Below are 17,952 nucleotides of genomic sequence, written 5' to 3'. Positions count from 1 at the left end.
TGGGATCAGCTCTCCCCGGGGTCGGCGAGCAGGCGGTAGCCCTGGCCGCGCATCGTCTGAAGATATTTGGGCTCGCCCGGGTCGTCCTCCAGCTTGCGGCGCAGACGATTGATCTGCACGTCGATGGTGCGGTCGCCGAGGTCCTCGTCGGCGACGAGCTCGTGACGGGCGATGGTGGCGCCGGGTCGGCTCGCGAAGAGCTTCAGGAGATGGCGCTCGCGGTCTGTGAGGCGGACCGGGTCGCCGTCGGCGGTCAGCTCCTCGCGCCGCACGTCGAAGCGGAAGCGGCCGAAGCGGACGACGCGCGCCGGCTCGGGCCGGCGCCGCATCATGTTGGTGAGGCGCAGCGACAATTCGCGCGGCTCGAAGGGCTTGGCGAGGTAGTCGTCGGCGCCGAGCTCCAGGCCGCGGATGCGCTCGCCGGGCTCGGCCATCGCCGTCAGCATCAGGACGGGCATGTCGGGCGTGTCGGCCTTGAGCGTCGTGAGCAGGGAGAAGCCGTCCTCGCCCGGCATCATGACGTCGAGCACCAGAGCGTCGAACATGAGGCCTTCGAGCTTGCGGCGGGCATGGCCCGCGCTCTCGGCCACCGTCACGCGATAGCCTTCCTTGCGCAGAAAGCGCTCGATCAGCGAGCGGATGCGCTGATCGTCGTCAACGAGGAGGATGTGCGGCGCCTCGTCGAGGCTCTGCGGCTCGGAGGCGTCCGCCATCAGCACCCTCCCGCGATCCGTTTCAGCACGGCCGGGCGCTCTTCGTCGTCGACGAGGCCGGCGAGGAAGTCGGCCACCACCTGACGGCTTCCGGGCGGCAGCGACTCGAGCGCGCTCTCGATCCGCGCCGTCTGGAGCCGCGCGACGAAGCGCGCGAGGTCGTGCCCCATCGGCGTGGTGGACAGGCGCTTCTCGCGCCGATCGTAGGGGCCCGGCTGGATCTCGATCATTCCGTCGTCCACCAGCGTTCGCAAGACGCGCGACACGCCCTGCTTGGTCACCTTCAGGATCGTCAGCAGCTCGCCGACCGTCAGACCCGGATGACGGTCGACGAAATGCAATACACGATGATGGGCCCGGCCGTATCCGGTCTGCGACAACGCATCGTCGGCGACCCCGACAAAGTCCCGATAGCCGAAGAAGATCCGCTCGATGAGATCGAACGCAATCTGAGCATCGCTGCCTTGCAAATCGGCAGTGCGCTTTTTTACGTCAACCATATTGACGTATCACGCAAGAAGGCATACGTCTGCGGACCCCGGATCGAGAATAAATGTCCCGAACGGGAGCTTGTTTGAAATATTGTTGCGCATAGCTGATCTTTCCTTCGGCTGCCCTGCAATCGAAGCATAGAGAATGCGCAACGGGAGGGGATTCGAAATGGCTCTGTCCTTCGATCAACACGATGGTGACATCTGGATGGACGGCACATTCGTGCCGTGGCGTGAATCCAAGGTGCACGTTCTCACCCACGGCCTCCACTATGCGAGCGCCGTATTCGAAGGCGAGCGCGCCTACGGTGGCGAGATTTTCAAGTGCGAGGCTCATACCGACCGTCTGTTCGCGTCCGCCGACACCCTTGGCATGGTGATCCCGTTTAGCAAGGACGCGATCAATGCCGCCAAGCGCGAAACGCTCGTGCGCATGGGGCTCACCGATGCCTATCTGCGCCCGATCGCCTGGCGCGGCAGCGAGATGATGGGCGTCTCGGCGCAGATGAACACCATTCACGTCGCGATCGCCGCCTGGGCCTGGCCGAGCTATTTCGACCCGGCGCAGCGTGAGAAGGGCATCCGCCTCACCATCGGTGATTGGCGCCGTCCGGACCCCGCCACCGCGCCCTGCCACGCCAAGGCGGCCGGCCTCTACATGATCTGCACCATGTCGAAGCATGCCGCCGAGGCCAAGGGCTACGCCGACGCGCTGATGCTCGACTATCGGGGGCACGTGGCCGAATCGACCGGCGCCAACGTGTTCTTCGTGAAGGACGGTGCGCTGCACACGCCGACGCCGGACTGCTTCCTCAGCGGCATCACCCGCGGCACGGTGATCGACCTCGCGAAGGCCCGCGGCGTCGAGGTGATCGAGCGGACCATCATGCCCGACGAGCTCGCCTCGTTCGAGCAGTGCTTCCTGACCGGCACCGCCGCCGAGGTGACGCCGGTGGGCGAGATCGGCCCCTACAGCTTCACGGTGGGCGCCCTCACCAAGCAGCTGATGGCCGACTACACCGCCGCGGTTCAGCCGGCGGGCGCCGGCCTGCGCGAAGTCGCCTGACGCGACAGCGGTCGGACGAACAACGGCGCTGCGCTCCCTCGGGGGCGCAGCGCTTTCGTTTTCGGGCGGCGGGGCCATCGCGAGGATGCGCAGTGCCGGGCCTCAGGGGGCGCGGGTGATGCAGCGCTCGTGCGCGTCGAAGAGGTGGATGTTGTCGCGGCGGACGGTGAGGTGCAGCGTCTCGCCGGTCTTCGCCACGTGATCGCCCGGCGCGCGCACGGTGATCTCGCCGACCCCCGGCACTTCCACATAGTAGAAGCTGTCGCCGCCGAGATGCTCGGCGACGGCGACGGTACCGGTGAAGTCGGCGCCGCCGTCCTCGACGAGCGCGATGTCCTCCGGGCGGATGCCGAGCTTGCTCGGCACCGCGCCGTCCGCCACGCTGCGCTCGGTGCTGAGCGTGGTCGCCCCGACCATGACGGCGCCGTCGGCTGCGGGATCGCAATCGAGGATGTTCATCGTGGGCGAGCCGATGAAGGTCGCCACGAAGATGTTCGCCGGGTTGCGGTAGAGCTCCAGCGGCGCGCCCATCTGCTCGATCTTGCCGGCCGAGAACACCACGATGCGGTCGGCGAGGGTCATCGCCTCCACCTGGTCGTGGGTCACGTAGATCATGGTGGCGTCGAGCTTGGCGCGCAGCCGGGCGATCTCGATGCGCATCTGCACCCGCAGCGCCGCGTCGAGGTTGGAGAGGGGCTCGTCGAACAGGAAGGCCGACGGGGCGCGCACGATGGCGCGGCCGATGGCGACGCGCTGGCGCTGGCCGCCGGAGAGATCCTTGGGTTTGCGCTCGAGCAGCGGCTCGAGCCGCAGCACGGCCGCCGCGTCGTCCACCGCCGCTTTGATCTCCTTCTTGGAGGCGCCGGCGACGGAGAGCGGAAAGCCCATGTTCTCGCGCACCGTAAGGTGAGGGTAGAGGGCGTAGGACTGGAACACCATCGACAGGCCCCGCTCGGGGGCGGAGAGGGCGGTGACGTCCTCCCCGTCGATCATCACCTTGCCGGTGGTGACCTCCTCGAGGCCCGCGATGAGGCGCAGCATGGTGGACTTGCCGCAGCCCGACGGGCCGACGAACACCACGAACTCCTTGTCGGCGATGCGAAGATCGACGCCCTTGATGACCTCGACGAGGCCGAACGACTTGGTGATGGCCTCGAGGGTGATCTCAGCCATCGGTGCCTCGCGCGAAGTCGAGCCAGGCGGCGGCCGTCCAGGTGAAGTCCGCCCCGCCGAGCGGCGCGCCGGTGAGCGGGCTGAAATATTCGTAGAAGCCGCCGGCCTCCACGAGGGCGCGGGAATCGCCGCGCACCCGCTCCGCCCGCGCCGCGTCGCCGGTCTCGGCGAGGCCCAGCGCGATCAGCCAGTTGACGACGAGCCACACCGGCCCGCGCCAGTAGCGCTTCTCGTCGAAGGTGGGGGCGTCGGGATCGTAGCTCGGCACCATGTAGCGGCAGCGGGCGGCGAGACGATCGAAGTGGGCGTTGAGGCGCTCGGTCTGCGCCGCGTCGACGACGCCTGCCGCGAACGGCAGGAAGCTCGCCGAGGAGACGGCCTCGCCGCGCTTGCCGGTGCGAAGATCGAGTGTGGTGTAGGCGCCGAGGGCGTCGCTCCACAGCGCCTCCAGACCATCGCACAGGGCAGGCAGGCGCACGTCGACGTTGCCGCCGAGATCGTCGCGGCCGATCGTGCGGGCGAGGCGCTGCAGCTCGCGCTCGGCCCGCACCAGCACCGCGGCGATGCCGGGATCGCCGACGAAGAAGGGTCCCTCGACCATGATGCGCCGCTGGTCCCACCCCACCGCGATGCCGAACTCGACGAGGGCGATATAGCGTTCGTACTGCTCCTTGGTGGGGCGCATGGCGGCGTCGATGTGGCTGGTGTCGCGCCGCACGAAGGGCTTGACCTTGGAGGCGTCGACGGCGGCGAGCGCGTCGTCCCAGTCCGGCATGTTGTCGCGGCCGGACTCCCAGGGGTGCACCACGCCGACGACGTTGGTCGCCGGGTCGCGCCGCGCCTCGAAGAAGAAGGCGTGGGAGCGGTCGGCCGCCTCGAGGAGATCGGCGAGGCGCTCGCCGGCGAGGACGCCGCGATCGGCGAGGGCGGCGATCGCGATCGCGAGCACCGGCGGTTGGGTGATGCCGGAGGTGGGCGGCGTCATCGCCGTCTCCCACACCTCAGGCCCCGGGAAGTAGCCCGGATCGGGCCGGTGGAAGATGATGTGGGGGATCATGCCGTTCGGCCACTGGCCGGCGACGAGCGACTGGAGCTCCTGCACCGCCCGCTCGCCGCTCGCGTGGGCGTAGCCCATGGCGGCGAAGGCGGAGTCCCAGTTCCACTGGAACGGATAGAGGCCCTTGGTGGGGACCGAGAAGCCGCCGCGGTCGTTGGCGGCGAGGATCGCGGCGGCCTCGGTGTCGCGCTCGGCGGGACTTGCCATCATCCCTTCACCCCTCCGGCCGTCAGACCCTTCACCATGAAACGCTCCGCTAGAAGAAACAGAAAGAGGATCGGTATCGTTGTCACCACGGCCCCCGCCATCAGATATTGCCGCGGCACCTCCGAGGAGTTGAGCGACACCACCGCACGGGAGAGGGTGAAGATCTTGGGATCGTCGAGGAACATGAAGGCGAACAGGAACTCGTTCCACGCGATCATGAAGACGTAGAGGCCCACCGAGGTCAGCGCCGGCAGCGAGAGCGGCAGCGTGATGCGGCGGATGACGCCGAGCCGCGTCAGCCCGTCCATTAGCCCGGCTTCCTCGAGTTCGCGCGGCACGCCGCGGAAGTAGCCGGCGAGCATGTAGATCGCCACCGGCAGCGTGGTCGCCGGGTAGACGATGAGGAGGCCGACGAGCGAGTTGCGCAGCCCGAGCTGGGAGAACACGGCGTAGAGCGGGATCACCAGCACGATCGCCGGCACCAGATAGATGAGCAGGATCGAGCGCGACAGCGGCTGGCGGCCGGGAAAGTCGAGCCGCGCCACGGCGTAGGCGCCGGGCACCGCGAAGGCGAGGCAGATGAGCACCGTCGCCGAGGAGACCACGAACGAGATCAGCATGTAGCGGCCGAAGTCGTAGGTGGTGAAGAGCTCCAGGTAGGAGGTGAAGAGGCCGAGCCCCTTGGAAAGGTCGATCGACAGGTCGAGCGGGTTCGCGATCAGCGCCTGCTGGGTTTTGAAGCTCGTCATCAGCAGCACGTAGAAGGGCAGGACGACGATGGCGGCGAAGAAGAGATGGCCGAAGATGCCGAGGGAGGCGGCGAGCGCCGTCTCGGTGGTGCGGCGGCTCTGCCGGCCGAGGGTCAAGGGTTTCAGCGACACCGCGAGCGTCGCGACGAGCCCCGCCGCGGTGAGGGCGAGCACGACCGCCTCGCCGACGGGGGCGGTGCCGAGCCCCACCGTGTAGGGGGCGGCGAAGGCGGCGGCGAAGAGCACCACCAGGAACACCGCGCCGGCGACCACGAGGAAGGGGAGAGTGCGCTCGGCGACCGGGCGCCAGGCGATGAGGAGGGCCGTCACGAGGCCGGCGAGCCCCGCGGCTCCGGCCGCCGGCGTCATCGCCACGCCGGTGACGAGGGTGAGCGCCACGCCGCCCACGATGTGCAGGACGAAGCCCCAGAAGAGGCCCATCGGCGCGGCGACGAGCCAGCCCGGGACCGGGGTGCGGATCGCCTCGCGGCGTGTCGCCGGAGCCGGCCCGGCGTGATCCGTCGCGACGCTCACAACCCCTCCTCCTTCGGCAGGGCGCGGAAGTAGAGGAGGGCGAAGATGAGGAGCATCACGAAGATGACCACCGCCACCGCCGCGCCCGCGCCGAGATTACCGATGGCGAAACCCTGATAATAGACGTCGACGGTGAGGGTGCGGGTGCCGGCGGCGCCGCCCGTCAGCAGGAAGATGTCGTCGAACTTGTTGAACGTCCAAATGAAGCGCAGCAGGAAGAGGACGGCGATGATGCCGACGATCTGCGGCAGCGACAGGCGGAAGAACTTCTGGAACGGGGTGGCGCCGTCCATGTCCGCCGCCTCGTACATGTCGGTGGGGATCGACTGCATGCGGGCGAGGATGAACAGGAAGGACAGCGGGAAGTAGCGCCACGCCTCGAAGGCGATCACCATCGCGAGGGCGAGGGGAAAGCCGAACTCGAGCCCGAAGATCGAGACCGGCACGGCCCGCGTGCCGAAGAAGTTGATCGGCTCGCCCACCACCTCCATGCGCGACAGCATGGCGTTGATGGAGCCGGAGAAGGGGTCGAAGAGGACGAGCCAGGTGAAGGCCATCGCGATCACCGGCGCCACGTAGGGAAAGAGGTAGAGGCCGCGCAGGATCGGGCGGCCGAGGAAATCGCGGTTGAGGAGCTGGGCGGCCGCGACGCCGAGCACGATGGCCCCGGCGGTGCCGAAAAAGGTGTAGACGATCGTCACCACGAGCACGTTGACGAACTCGTCGGACGAGAACACGGCGCGGATGTTGTCGAAGGTGAAGTGGAGGTTCGTCAGGACGTTGGGCGCGTCGGCGGTGGTGAGCGCCTCGCTGTCGCGGGGGTTCGCGGGATCGGCGACATAGGCGGCGCCGGCCCGCACGGGAATCTCGACCTCGCCGCGCTCGCCGGGCCCGAAGGCGCCGAGATCGCAGGAGAGGGTGCGCCCGTCGACGGTGCAGCGCGGGTCGACGTTGAACGGCGTCAGCCCGTCGGGCAGCGTGTCGGTGAGGGTCGTCGCGGCAAGGGCGATGTCGCGCGAGGAGTTGCGCAGGCGGTATTGGATGCGCCCCTCGTCGCCCTCCGCCTCGAGATCGCCGCGCAGCCGCTCGTTGGCGAGGAGGGCGGGGGGCCGAAGGTCGGCGATCTCCACCGGCTTCAGGCTGATCCAGATGTTGGCGGCGAGCGGCAGCAGCACGATCGCCATCACGATGGCGATCGTCGGCAGCAGCATCGCATAGGCGAGACGCGCCTCGCGCCGCGCGATCGGCCCGACGCGGGAGGTGCGGGCGGAGGTCTCGGCGGTGGCGGTCATCGGCGGCATTCCTCGGTAAGGGGTCCGCGCGACGCGAGGCCGCGCGGACGGGTGGCGGATCAGATCTTGGACAGGGCGTCGTTCATCTCGGCGACGGTGGCGGCCGCGTCCTGCTCGCCGTCGAGATAGCGGCGGACGGCGCGGTTGATCTCCTGGCTGTTGATCATCTTGGAGGCGAGGGCGAGCTGGCCTTCCTTGACGCCCCAGCGGGCGGCGCTGTCGAGGCCGCCGACGATCTCGTCGATGGTCTCCGGCGCGTAGAGATCGGTGAGCGGGGCCTTGCGGTCGACGCCCACGGGGAGCGCGCGCCAGGCTTCCACATACTTCGTCGGGTTCTCCGCGTCGCCACGGCGGACGGGGAACTTGCCCTCCGGCGCCATCGACAGCGTGGCCTCGTAGCCTTCGCTCATGGCGTACTTGACGAACTCCATGGCGACGTCGGTGTTGGCGTCGGCGGTCACGCCGAGATAGCGCACGTCGCCCCAGGCGGCGCCGTCGGGGTTGGAGGGGCCGGCGAAGCGGGTGACGATGCCGGTCTTCTCGGCGAGTTCACCGGTGGTCGGATCGTCGGTGATCGTGACCGGGGCGGCGTCGCGCAGCCCGGCGAGCTCGTCGAGGATGAACGGCGACCAGATGATCATCGCGGCCTTGCCGGCGAAGTAGAGCTCGCGCGACTGCGCCCAATAGAGGTCGCCCGGAGGGGAGGCGTCGGCGAGGGCCTTGTAGAATTCGAGCACCTCGGTGGTCTTCTTCTCGTCGAGCGGCTTGAAGCCGTCGCTGTCGACCGGCGTCACCCCGTTGGCGAGGAAGACGTGCTCCAGCACCTGACTCATGAAGTTCTCGTCGACCTTGGTGGCGGCGACGAAGCCGTACATGTCCGGCGGGTTGTGCAGCTTGCCGATGGCGGCGAGCACGGCGTCGTAGGTGGTCGGCGCGGCGAGGCCGGCCTCGTCGAAGAGGTCCTTGCGGTAGACGATCATCTGCGTCCAGCCGTCGGAGGGGACGGCGGCGGTGAGACCGTCGAAGTCGGCCATACCGAGGGCGGCGGGGGCGAAGGTGTCGCGCCCGAGCTCGTCGACGAGCTCGTCGTTGGTCTCGACGTCGAGGATGCCGTCCTCGGCCCAGGGGAGCACATACTGGAGCGTCAGATAGATCACGTCGGGCAAGTCGCCGGCGGCGTAGGCGGCGGCGGCGCGGGTGCCGAGCTCGGTCTCCGTCACCGGGATCACCTCCACGGTGTGGCCGGTCGCCTCCTTGAAGGCGTCGGCCACCTCCTGGGTCTTGGCGAGGCGCTCGGGCTGCTCCTCCGGAGTCCAGAAGCGGATCGTGTCGGCGTGAGCCGCACCGAGGCCGGCCGCGAAGAGGAGGGCGGCGAGGGTACAGCGCGAGGTCGTGCCTCTGAGGGCGTGCCGGTCGGCGCGTTGGGTCATTCTGGTCTCCCGGTTTGTCGTTGGCGTGTTTGGGCGCGCGGCGGCGCGTCGGAGGCGCGGCGCAGGAGGTGAGCGCGCCAGATCTCGTGCAGGCTGTCGGGGTCGGCGCCGCCGATGAGGGCGAGCAGCATCTCGGCGAGACGCGCGCCGGCGTGACGGCTCTCGGTGGCCATGGTGGTGAGGGGGCGCGCCGCCCAGGCGGCCGACTCCACGCCGTCGCAGCCGACGATGGAGATGTCGCCCGGGATGTCGAGGCCGGCCTCGATGGCGGCGTGCATCACGCCGAGAGCCACCGCATCGGTGATCGCCACGATGGCGGTGGGCGGCGTCGGCCCGGCGAGGATCGCCCGCGTCGCGAGATAGCCGGAGCGCGGCGAGAGGTCGCTCGCGATGAGGTGGGGCGGCACCCCCATCTCGGCCATCGCGCGAACGTAGCCCACCGTGCGCAGGCGCACGAAGTTGAAGCGCTCGGGGCCGGTGACCATGGCGATGCGGCGATGGCCGAGCCCGGCGAGATGGGTCGTCGCGTCGTAGAAGGAGGCGATGTTGTCGGTGTCGAGCCAGGCGTAGCCGGACTCGTCGCGGGTGCGGCCGTGCACCACGAACGGGGCGCCCCACTCGCGCAGCCAGCGCACGCGCGCATCGTCGGTCTCGCTGCGGTAGAGGATGAAGCCGTCGACCCGCCCCTCGTCGAGCAGGCGGCGGTAGGAGGCGATGGGGGCCTCGTCCTTGGTGGGGGTGGCGAAGAGGAGGTCGTAGCCGCGCTCGGCGAGGGCCGCGCTGGCGCCGCCGATGAACTCGCCCAGAAAGGCCTCGCTCATCGGGGCGGGCTGCGCCTCGCGCACGATGCCGATGATGCGGGTGGTGCCAGTCGCGAGCCGGCGGGCGGTGGACAGCGGCGCATAGCCGTGCATCGCCGCCGCTTCGTGGACGCGGCGGCGCGTCTCCTCCGACACGTCGGGGTAGCCGTTGAGGGCGCGCGACACGGTGCCCTTCGACACGCCGATGCGGGCGGCGAGCTCGCTGATCGTCAGCCGTGCCGGGCCCTTGCGGCCCCGTTCCCGTCCGGGCTTGGCCCGGAGCGTTCCTCCGTCGTCCATCCTGTCGTTTCGCTCCTCGAGGGGCGTCTCTCGCGCCCTTGCTCGCTCAATCGTCAACGCCGCCTAGACATGCAGCAATTTCAGTGAAGACAAAACCGGTTTTGGTGTCAAGTCTGCGCGATTCGAGGGCGCCGACCGTGGCGATTATGCGTTGATGTCGAAGCGGGGCAGGTGGGCGACGAAGCGGGCGCCGCCGCCGGGCGCGGTCTCGATGGCGAGATTTCCGCCGTGCGCGGTGAGGAGGCCGTGGACGATCGCAAGGCCGAGCCCGGCCCCGCCCGTCGACCGGCTGCGCGAGGTCTCGAGCCGCACGAAGGGCTCGGTGAGGAGGCTCGCCATCTCGGCGGGAATGCCCGGCCCCTCGTCGTCGACGATCAGCGCCACGTCGCCCCCCGAGAGGCCCACCGCGACATGGGCGGTGCCGCCATATTTCAGCGCGTTGTCGACGAGGTTGGCGACGATGCGCCGCAGCGCGAGGCGATCGCCGAGCACCATCGCCCCTTTCGCCTCCGGGGCGACGGTGAGGTCGGCCCTGCCGCCCGTCGCCCGGCGGTCCTCGACCTCGGCGGCGACGATCTCGTCGAATTCCAAGAGCTCCTCGGAGAGCTCGCCGGCGCCGGCGCGGCTTGCCATCAGCGCATCGTCGAGGAGGTGCACCATGTCGACGATGTCGGCGATGGCCCGGTCGCGCGTCTCTCCCTCGGGCAGCGTCTCGAGACGCAGCCGCAGCCGCGTCGCGAAGGTGCGCACGTCGTGGGAGATGCCGCCGATCATCGCCATGCGCGCCCGCATCAGCTCCGACAGGCGCACCTGGAGGCGATTGAAGGCGGAGATGAGCGAGGTGATCTCCGGCGCGGAGGATCGGGAGGGGGAGAGCAGCGCCGGCGGACCGGAGAGGTCGAGCGCGTCGGCGGCGGCGGCGAGGCGGCGCAGTGGCCCCATCTCGCGCTGCATGACGAGGAGGGCGATGAGGGCGATGAAGGTGCCGAGCAGTCCCGCCCCGACGCCCACCGGCAGACCGATGCCGTTCACCACCTCGCCGCTGACGGTGCGGATCATCAGCGTTTCGCCCGTTCTCAGCGCGATGCGGAATTCGAGCCCGTTGGGCGTCGCGACGATACGCGGTGTCGGAAAGGGCCGCCGCGGAAGCGGGACCGCCCGCTCCTCCACCGTCGCGACACGGTCGCCGAGGGCGGGGGCGTAGCGGGCGAGGATGTCGGCCTCGCCGCCGGGCGGCGGCGGCGCGCTTTCGAAGGCGAGCGAGAGGGTGGAGGAGGAGAGGGCGTCGACCACGCGCTGCCGCTCCTCCGGCGGCGTCGCCTCGATGAGCTCCACGATGGCGGCGAGGCGAGCCGGCGTCGGGATCGCCGGATCGTCCGCCGTGTCGCGCAGCTGATAGTAGATCGAGATCGTCGCGAGCCAGCCCACCATCACCGTGGAGAAGACGATGAGGGTGAGGCGCGCCGCGAGGCTGAGGCGCAGCATCATAGGGCGGGCTTCACGGCGGCGGTGAAGAGGTAGCCGTTGTTGCGCACCGTCGTCACGAGATTGCAGCCGGGGCTCGCCGCATCGAGCTTCTTGCGCAGGCGCGACACCAGCATGTCGACGGTGCGGTCGTAGGGATCGGCGCCGCGGCCGCGGATGCGGTCGAGGATCTGGTCGCGCGTCAGGACCCGCCGCGGCGCCTGCACCAGGCACGACAACAGGTCGAACTCGCCGGTGGTGAGGGTCACCGCCTCGCCGTCGTCGCGGGTGAGCTGGCGGGCGTCGAGGTCCACCACGAAGCGGTCGAAGGCGAGGCGGCGGGTCGCCGGCGCGGCGGAGGGGGCGGCGCTCGCGCGGCGCAGCAGCGCGCGCACGCGGGCGAGCAGCTCGCGCGGGCCGAACGGCTTCACCACGTAGTCGTCGGCGCCCATTTCGAGGCCGAGCACGCGGTCGATCTCGTCGCTCTTCGCCGTCAGCATCAGGATCGGCAGCGTGTCGTGACTGCGCAGGCGGCGGCAGATGGCGAGCCCGTCCTCGCCCGGTAGCATCAGGTCGAGGATCACGAGATCGGGGTGGACCCGCATCAGGACGGCGTCCATCGCCACGGCGTCCTCGGCAAGCTCCACCCGATAGGCTTCGCCGCGCAGAAGGTCGGCGACGAGGCCGCGAATGTCGGCATCGTCCTCGACGACGAGGATTGTGGCTGGCGTGCTCATGCGTCCATCTCCGGCGATCGGGCGCGCGAAGGGAAGCGCCATCGGGCGACTTTTACATACTGTTACGCGGCGTCGACAAACCGCGACCAACCGATGCGCCGCGATCATAGGGGCTGAACATTCCACCCCCATTCTCTCCCCTGTCGCCGGGACGATGAGCCCGGACAAGACGAAAGGGCGACCCCCCGCCCGCTAACGACAGATCCGGAGACACGACATGATGAAGCTCTTCACCGCCGCCGCGCTCGCCACCGTCGTCAGCCTCGGCGCCGTCGCCGACGCCAGCGCCTTCCAGCGTACCCGCACCACCACCGGACCGGCCGGCAACAGCGCCACCTACAATTCGAGCGCCCAGTGCGCCGGCGGCGTGTGCTCGCGCTCGGCCACCCGCTCCGGCGCCTATGGCCGCTCCGCCACCACCTCGGGCTCGGCGAGCTGCGCCGGCGGCACGTGCACCCACTCGAGCACGACGAGCGGCACCTACGGCAACACCGTCACCCGCAGCGGCAGCGTGAGCCGCTACTGACGCCGCCCCAAGGGGCCAGGATCCGCCGCACCGCCGCCCGCGCCACGTACCGGCCCGGACGGTGGTGAGGCGGGCGGGTGGACGGTCGCGACAAGGCATCCCCAGCGACCGTCCCCCGCATCGGCCCCACCATCGAAACCCATCGGAGAGCGTCGATGACCCAGCCCGTCCGAGTGCCCCATCCGCAGAGCGTCGCCCGTCGGCACGGTGTCTGGCGTCGCCTGCGCCGTTCTGCGGCGATCGCCCTTCTGGCCGCATCCCCCCTCGCAGCGGCGAGCGCGCCGGCGATGGCCGCGACGCCGGCCGTCACCACCGCCACGCTCAACGTGCGGGCCGGCCCCGACACCGCCTACCCGGTGGTGACGGTGCTGCCGGTGGGCGCCGCCGTGACGATCCACGCCTGTCTCGCCGACCGCTCCTGGTGCGACATCGCCGAGCCGTCCGGCCGGGGCTGGGTGGCGGCGCGCTACCTCACCACGCTGGTCGGTAGCACTCGCGTGGTGGTGACCCCGCAAGTGGTGCTGCCGGTGCCGGCGGTCACCTACACGTCGGCCTACTGGAACACCCACTACGCGGCCTATCCCTGGTATCGGCGCGGCCCCGCCTACTACGTGCCGCATCCGGTCTACCGCCGCCCGCCGCCGCCCCCGCGCGGGGCCTGCGTCAACGGGTGCAGCGCGACGCGCTCCGTCACCGGTCCGCGTGGCAACACCGTCGTTCGCTCCGGCACGGTCTCGCGCTGAGCAACGAGACGCGGCGACCTTCCGCCGCTCGACGTGGGCCGATCGCATCCGGCCTGCGGGGGACCTCCGGGGCGCATCTGCGGTCCCCACCCCGGAGGTCCCGTCCACCCTTAGGAAACGGAAGAAAACCATGACATATCAGAAGTTTGCCGGGCGTGCCTTCGGCGCCCTGACGCTCGGCGCCGTGCTGTTGCCCGCCGGCCTCGCGATGGCCCAGACCGCTCAGCCCCGGATCACCCAGGCCGAGGCGATGCAGATCGCGAGCGCCTGCAAGGCCGACATCCAGCGCATCTGTCCGGGCGTGCAGCCGGGCGGCGGGCGCGTGATGGCCTGCATGCGCGCCAAGGCGAGCGAAGTGTCGCCGGGCTGCCAGGCCGTGATCGGAGAGATTTTGCTGAAGTGATGCGACTGCCCCGCCGCCGTCGCCGGTGAGCCGAGAGGAGGTGCCGATGAGCCGCTCCGACCCCATCCCATCCACCGAGGCGGTGACGCCGGTCGCCGCCGGAGCGGCGGTCCGCGCTTCGGCGGGCGTCACCGCGGTGCCGGGCCGGCCCGTCGCCGTGGGCCTGCCGAAGCGGCCGGCTGCGCGGCCGCGCCGCCTCTCGCGCGGCTTCCTCGTCCTCGTGGCGGTGGTGGTCGTCATGGCGGGGGCGGGGCTCGGCATGCGCTATGGCGTGGCGCGCACGGCCGAGCACTTCGCCGTCCTCCCCCAGTCGCTCGTCGTCGACATCGTCGGACCGGCGACGCTCGAGGCGCTCGTCGAGGCGGACGTCGCGACGACCATCGGCGGCCGCATCGACCGCCTCGAGGTGGAGCGGAACGACGTCGTGGCGAAGGGCGATCTCATCGCGGCCATCGATGCGGAGGAGATGCAGAACCAGCTCGCCGCCGCCAAAGCCTCGGAGGAGGCCTCGGACCTCGCCGTGCGCCAAGCGAAGGCGGAGCGCGCCCGCGCCGAGGCCGCCCGCGCCCACGCCGCCGAGGAGCACCGCCGCGCCGACGCGCTGCACGCCCGCGGCACCGCCGCGCCGGCGACGCTGGAGGCGGCGGCCGCCGCCCTTCTCGAAGCCGAGGCCGAGGTCGCGAGCGCCGACGCCGCCATCGCCCGCGCCGAGGCGGAAAAGCGGGCCGCCACCGCCACCGCCGCGATGCACCGCGCCCGCCTCGACGAGAGCGTCGTGCGCGCCCCCTTCGCCGGCGTGGTGGTGGACCGCGAGGAGAGCGTCGGCGACACGGTGAGCGCGGGAGCCCCCATCGTGACGCTGGTCGATCCCGCGACCCTCGTCTTCCGCGTCCGCCTCGACGAGAGCGCCATCGCCGACATCGCGCCCGGCCAGGCGGCGTCCATCGCCCTCGCCGGCGGCGGCCGCCGCGCCATCGCCGGCACGGTGGAGCGGCTCGGTCGGGCGGTGGACGAGGAGACGCGCGAGTTCACCGTCGACATCCGGCCCGACAGGCTGCCGGCGGAATGGGCGCTCGGCCAGCGGGCCGAGGTGCGCATCGCGCTCGCCGAGAAGCCGGCGGTGCTCGCGGTCCCGACCGCCGCGCTCACCTATCACGACGGTGCGCCGGGCCTCTTCGTCCAGCGCCGGGGACGGGCGCATTGGCGCGGTGTTGGCCTCGGCGCGCTCGGCGGGGCGCAAGTGGAGATCACCGACGGCCTCGCCGCCGGCGAGATCGTTCTCGCCGCTCCCGACCTCTACGAGGGCATGCGAGTGCGCCCGCCGCGGGCGGGATCATGAACCTCGCCCTCAAGGACATCGCGTTCAGCCCGGCCCGTTTCGCGTTGACCGTCGCCGGCGTCGCCTTCCTGATCACCGCGGCGGTGGGGATGATCGGCCTCTATCGCGGCATCGTCGCCGACGCCCTCATGATCGTCGACAGCGTCGGCGCCGACCTCTGGGTGGTGCAGGGCGAGCGCAACGGGCCGTTTTCCGAGGCGTCGTCGATCCCGGCGAACCTCGACCGGCGTGTGGAGGGGGTGCCCGGCGTCGCCTCGGTGCGCCGCTTCATCCAGATCAGCCAGCAATTCGACCATCGCGGCCGGTCGATGCGGGCTTCCATCGTCGGCATCGACCGTCCGGGCGACGACGGTGCCTGGATCTCCCTTCTCGCCGGCCGCCGCCTCGCCGCGGGTCACTACGAGGCGATCGTCGACGAGAGCGTCGGCCTCTCCGTCGGCGACACGGTGCGCCTCGCGCGCGACGACTACACCATCGTCGGGGTGAGCCGCGGCATGGTCGACATGTCGGGCGACGGCATGATGTTCGTGACGATCAACGACGCGATGACCATCGCGGCCCGCCGCACCGGCGAGGAGGCCCGCCTCGCCCGTGCCCGGGCCGTCGCGCAGGGGCTGCCGGCGCTTGCCGGCGAGAGCCCGCAGGCGGGCAAGGTGTCGGCGGTGCTGGTGCGGCTGCGCGCCGGCGCCGACCCGGCCGCGGTCGCCGCCCGCATCGCGGCCTGGGGCGACGTCTCCGTTCTCAGCCGGCAGGACCAGCGCGACCTTCTCCTCAACGAGCGGCTGTGGCGGCTCCGGGTGCAGATCCTCGCCTTCACGGTGGTGCTTCTGGTGGTGATGACCATCGTGATCTCGCTGATCATCTACACGATGACCATCGAGAAGCTGCACCAGATCGCCATGCTGAAGCTGATGGGCGCCCGCAGCCGCATGATCGTGATGATGATCGCGCAGCAGGCCGCCCTCATCGGGCTGACCGGCTACGCCGCGGGGCTGGCGGTCGCCGCGCTCGTCTTCCCCTACTTCCCGCGCCGGGTGGCGATGGAGGCGAACGATCTCGGCGCCCTTCTCCTCGCCGTCGCGGTGATCGTGTCGGCGGCGAGCCTCGTCGGCATCCACCGGGCGCTGCAGGTGAGGGCGCAGGAGGTGCTGGCATGACCGCCGATCCGATCCTGCGCATCACCAACGCCAGCAAGCACTTCGTGAGCGGCGACACGGTGGTGCGTGCGCTCGACGGGGTGTCCATCGAGGTGAGGCCGGGTGAGCTCGTCGGCATCCTCGGCGCGTCGGGCTCGGGCAAGAGCACGATGCTGCTTCTCGCCGGCCTCCTGGAGGTGCCGACGGCGGGAACGGTCGACCTCCTCGGCACCACCGTCTCCTACCCCGACGCCCGGCTCGACCGGCTGCGCGATCTCCGCCGGCGCCATATCGGCTTCGTGTTCCAGAAGGCGAACCTCATTCCCTTTCTCACCGCGGCGGAGAACGTGGCGCTCGCCCTCGAGATCGACGACGTGCCCGCCCGCGCCGCGTTGAACCACGCCGTCGCTCTCCTCGAGGAGCTGGGGCTCGGCCATCGCGTCGACAACCGCCCGGCGCGGCTGTCGGGCGGCGAGCAGCAGCGCGTCGCGATCGCCCGCGCCCTCGCCAACGCGCCGCCGCTTCTCCTCGCCGACGAGCCGACGGCGGCGCTCGACAGCGTGCGCGGCCGGCACGTGATGGAGCTCTTCCACCACATCAGCCGCTCCGCCGGAACCGCCGTCGTGGTGGTGACGCACGACCCCCGCTCGCTCGATCTCTTCGACCGCACCTACGAATTCTCCGACGGCAAGGTGATCGCCGAGCATCGTGGCAACCATACCGCCCCGGCGATGCCACTGTGGGAACCTCGCCCACATCTCACGGATTGACGCTGAAACGGGTGGTATTGTGCACGTCAGTCGGGTGTATGATCGCCGAGTGAATTGATCTGACCGAGGTGACGGCTTTGGGGACGCAACCTGACGTCGGCCCGTGCGGCCGTTCACCGATTTGTCGTCGGCGCAGGCTTCCGACCCTGCTGGTCGCGCTGCTCGTCTGTGCGGCGGCACTTTTTGCGGCCGCCGACGCGGAGGCGATCGACGCGCCCTTTTCCGACGAGGAGCTGATCACCGGGTTCGTTCTCACCGTGTTCGGCGCGGAGGCCGACGACGGCAGCGGGACGGCGACGCGGCGGGTGAAGAAGTTCACGGGGCCGGTGCATTTTCACATCGTCTCCACCTCGGCGATCGACCGCCGGCGCACCGTGCGCACCTTCGTCCGCTCGCTCTCGGAGAGCGTCGACAATCTCGAACTCGTCGAGACCGGGCGGTTCGAGGACGCCGACATGGTGATCTTCCTCGTCAACCGCGTGGACTACGTGCCGACGATCCGGCGGACCGTGTGGGAGGGGGCCGACACCGCCTTTCTGGAGAAGAATGCCTGCTCGGCGGTGCTCGCGGCGCGGCGCAGCGGCATCGAGCGGGCCTACATCTACCTCGTCGCCGACGAGGGATTTGCCGGCCTCTCCCACTGCATGGTGGAGGAGATCGCCCAGAGCCTCGGCCCGGCGAACGATTCCTCGCTGCTCGACGACAGCATCTTCAACGACATGTCCGAGCTCAACGCGTTCGGCCTGTTCGACTGGTTCATCCTGAACATGCTCTACGACGATCACATCGAGCCCGGGATGAGCGAGGCCGAGGTGCTGCCGCTGCTTCCCGGCGCGATCGCGGCGGCGCGCGACCGCCTCACGGCGGTGGTCAAGATGGGTCTTGCCGGCCACGACGCCGCCCCGACGGGCCGGACGTTGGTGCGCCATTAACCATTCACCTTGACAGGCTCGTAACCTTAATGGCGCCATTTTCGCCGGGATCGAGTCGTAATTCCTGACAGAATGCTTCGGGAAAGCGTA

General features: G+C 70.2%; 19 protein-coding genes. 9 read left to right on the top strand and 10 right to left on the bottom strand.

Annotated elements, in window-relative coordinates; genetic code table 11:
* Positions 1-5: 5 nt before the first annotated feature.
* Positions 6-713, bottom strand: coding sequence for a response regulator (locus tag JCR33_RS05575; RefSeq protein ID WP_198881030.1), 708 nt, complete (start codon positions 711-713; stop codon positions 6-8).
* Positions 713-1,054, bottom strand: a complete 342-nt coding sequence (locus JCR33_RS05570; protein ID WP_232372299.1) for a MarR family winged helix-turn-helix transcriptional regulator — start codon at positions 1,052-1,054, stop codon at positions 713-715. Before JCR33_RS05570 ends, JCR33_RS05575 begins: the two co-directional genes overlap by 1 nt.
* On the opposite strand from JCR33_RS05570, the gene JCR33_RS24845 reads away from it, so the two are divergent.
* Positions 1,034-1,291: a hypothetical protein gene (locus tag JCR33_RS24845; RefSeq protein WP_232372290.1), complete on the top strand. Its 258-nt coding sequence runs from the start codon at positions 1,034-1,036 to the stop codon at positions 1,289-1,291. The genes JCR33_RS05570 and JCR33_RS24845 overlap by 21 nt on opposite strands.
* A gap of 82 nt (positions 1,292-1,373) precedes the next feature.
* On the top strand, positions 1,374-2,270 hold the full coding sequence (locus tag JCR33_RS05565) for a branched-chain amino acid aminotransferase (protein WP_198881028.1): 897 nt from the start codon (positions 1,374-1,376) through the stop codon (positions 2,268-2,270).
* 102 nt (positions 2,271-2,372) lie between these two features.
* Here the strand turns inward: JCR33_RS05565 and JCR33_RS05560 are convergent, their stop codons facing one another.
* The 8 genes from JCR33_RS05560 to JCR33_RS05525 form a co-directional block, all read right to left on the bottom strand.
* Positions 2,373-3,443, bottom strand: a complete 1,071-nt coding sequence (locus JCR33_RS05560; RefSeq protein ID WP_198881027.1) for an ABC transporter ATP-binding protein — start codon at positions 3,441-3,443, stop codon at positions 2,373-2,375.
* Positions 3,436-4,710, bottom strand: a complete 1,275-nt coding sequence (locus JCR33_RS05555; RefSeq protein ID WP_198881026.1) for an MGH1-like glycoside hydrolase domain-containing protein — start codon at positions 4,708-4,710, stop codon at positions 3,436-3,438. Before JCR33_RS05555 ends, JCR33_RS05560 begins: the two co-directional genes overlap by 8 nt.
* Positions 4,707-5,990 carry a carbohydrate ABC transporter permease gene (locus JCR33_RS05550; protein WP_332461125.1) on the bottom strand — a complete coding sequence of 428 codons (1,284 nt, stop codon included), beginning with the start codon at positions 5,988-5,990 and terminating at the stop codon, positions 4,707-4,709. The genes JCR33_RS05555 and JCR33_RS05550 overlap by 4 nt, the downstream gene beginning before the upstream one ends.
* Positions 5,987-7,282 carry a carbohydrate ABC transporter permease gene (locus tag JCR33_RS05545; protein WP_198881025.1) on the bottom strand — a complete coding sequence of 432 codons (1,296 nt, stop codon included), beginning with the start codon at positions 7,280-7,282 and terminating at the stop codon, positions 5,987-5,989. Before JCR33_RS05545 ends, JCR33_RS05550 begins: the two co-directional genes overlap by 4 nt.
* A gap of 59 nt (positions 7,283-7,341) precedes the next feature.
* Positions 7,342-8,712 (bottom strand): ABC transporter substrate-binding protein, encoded by a 1,371-nt coding sequence (locus JCR33_RS05540; protein ID WP_198881024.1) that lies wholly within the window; start codon positions 8,710-8,712, stop codon positions 7,342-7,344.
* Entirely contained in the window at positions 8,709-9,812 is a 1,104-nt protein-coding gene (locus JCR33_RS05535; RefSeq protein ID WP_198881023.1) for a LacI family DNA-binding transcriptional regulator, read from the bottom strand. The genes JCR33_RS05540 and JCR33_RS05535 overlap by 4 nt, the downstream gene beginning before the upstream one ends.
* Before the next feature lie 144 nt (positions 9,813-9,956).
* Positions 9,957-11,300 carry a sensor histidine kinase gene (locus JCR33_RS05530; RefSeq protein WP_198881022.1) on the bottom strand — a complete coding sequence of 448 codons (1,344 nt, stop codon included), beginning with the start codon at positions 11,298-11,300 and terminating at the stop codon, positions 9,957-9,959.
* Positions 11,297-12,013, bottom strand: a complete 717-nt coding sequence (locus JCR33_RS05525) for a response regulator (RefSeq protein WP_198881021.1) — start codon at positions 12,011-12,013, stop codon at positions 11,297-11,299. The genes JCR33_RS05530 and JCR33_RS05525 overlap by 4 nt, the downstream gene beginning before the upstream one ends.
* A 217-nt stretch (positions 12,014-12,230) precedes the next feature.
* On the opposite strand from JCR33_RS05525, the gene JCR33_RS05520 reads away from it, so the two are divergent.
* The 7 genes from JCR33_RS05520 to JCR33_RS05490 all read left to right on the top strand — a co-directional run bounded on the left by JCR33_RS05520 (position 12,231) and on the right by JCR33_RS05490 (position 17,862).
* Positions 12,231-12,539, top strand: a complete 309-nt coding sequence (locus JCR33_RS05520; RefSeq protein WP_198881020.1) for a hypothetical protein — start codon at positions 12,231-12,233, stop codon at positions 12,537-12,539.
* A 155-nt stretch (positions 12,540-12,694) separates the two neighbouring features.
* A complete protein-coding gene (locus JCR33_RS05515) occupies positions 12,695-13,282 on the top strand; it encodes an SH3 domain-containing protein (protein WP_198881019.1) in 588 nt (195 codons plus the stop codon).
* A 130-nt stretch (positions 13,283-13,412) separates the two neighbouring features.
* On the top strand, positions 13,413-13,685 hold the full coding sequence (locus JCR33_RS05510) for a cysteine rich repeat-containing protein (protein ID WP_198881018.1): 273 nt from the start codon (positions 13,413-13,415) through the stop codon (positions 13,683-13,685).
* Positions 13,686-13,731: 46 nt separating this feature from the next.
* Positions 13,732-15,024, top strand: coding sequence for an efflux RND transporter periplasmic adaptor subunit (locus JCR33_RS05505; RefSeq protein WP_198881017.1), 1,293 nt, complete (start codon positions 13,732-13,734; stop codon positions 15,022-15,024).
* Positions 15,021-16,181 carry an ABC transporter permease gene (locus JCR33_RS05500; protein ID WP_198881016.1) on the top strand — a complete coding sequence of 387 codons (1,161 nt, stop codon included), beginning with the start codon at positions 15,021-15,023 and terminating at the stop codon, positions 16,179-16,181. The genes JCR33_RS05505 and JCR33_RS05500 overlap by 4 nt, the downstream gene beginning before the upstream one ends.
* Positions 16,178-16,930, top strand: coding sequence for an ABC transporter ATP-binding protein (locus JCR33_RS05495; protein ID WP_198881015.1), 753 nt, complete (start codon positions 16,178-16,180; stop codon positions 16,928-16,930). Before JCR33_RS05500 ends, JCR33_RS05495 begins: the two co-directional genes overlap by 4 nt.
* 77 nt (positions 16,931-17,007) lie before the next feature.
* Positions 17,008-17,862, top strand: a complete 855-nt coding sequence (locus JCR33_RS05490) for a DUF2927 domain-containing protein (protein WP_198881014.1) — start codon at positions 17,008-17,010, stop codon at positions 17,860-17,862.
* Positions 17,863-17,952: the final 90 nt, after the last annotated feature.

It is taken from the genome of Acuticoccus mangrovi (assembly GCF_016411865.1).
Classification (GTDB): domain Bacteria; phylum Pseudomonadota; class Alphaproteobacteria; order Rhizobiales; family Amorphaceae; genus Acuticoccus; species Acuticoccus mangrovi.
This window is presented reverse-complemented; position numbering and strand designations above follow the sequence as displayed.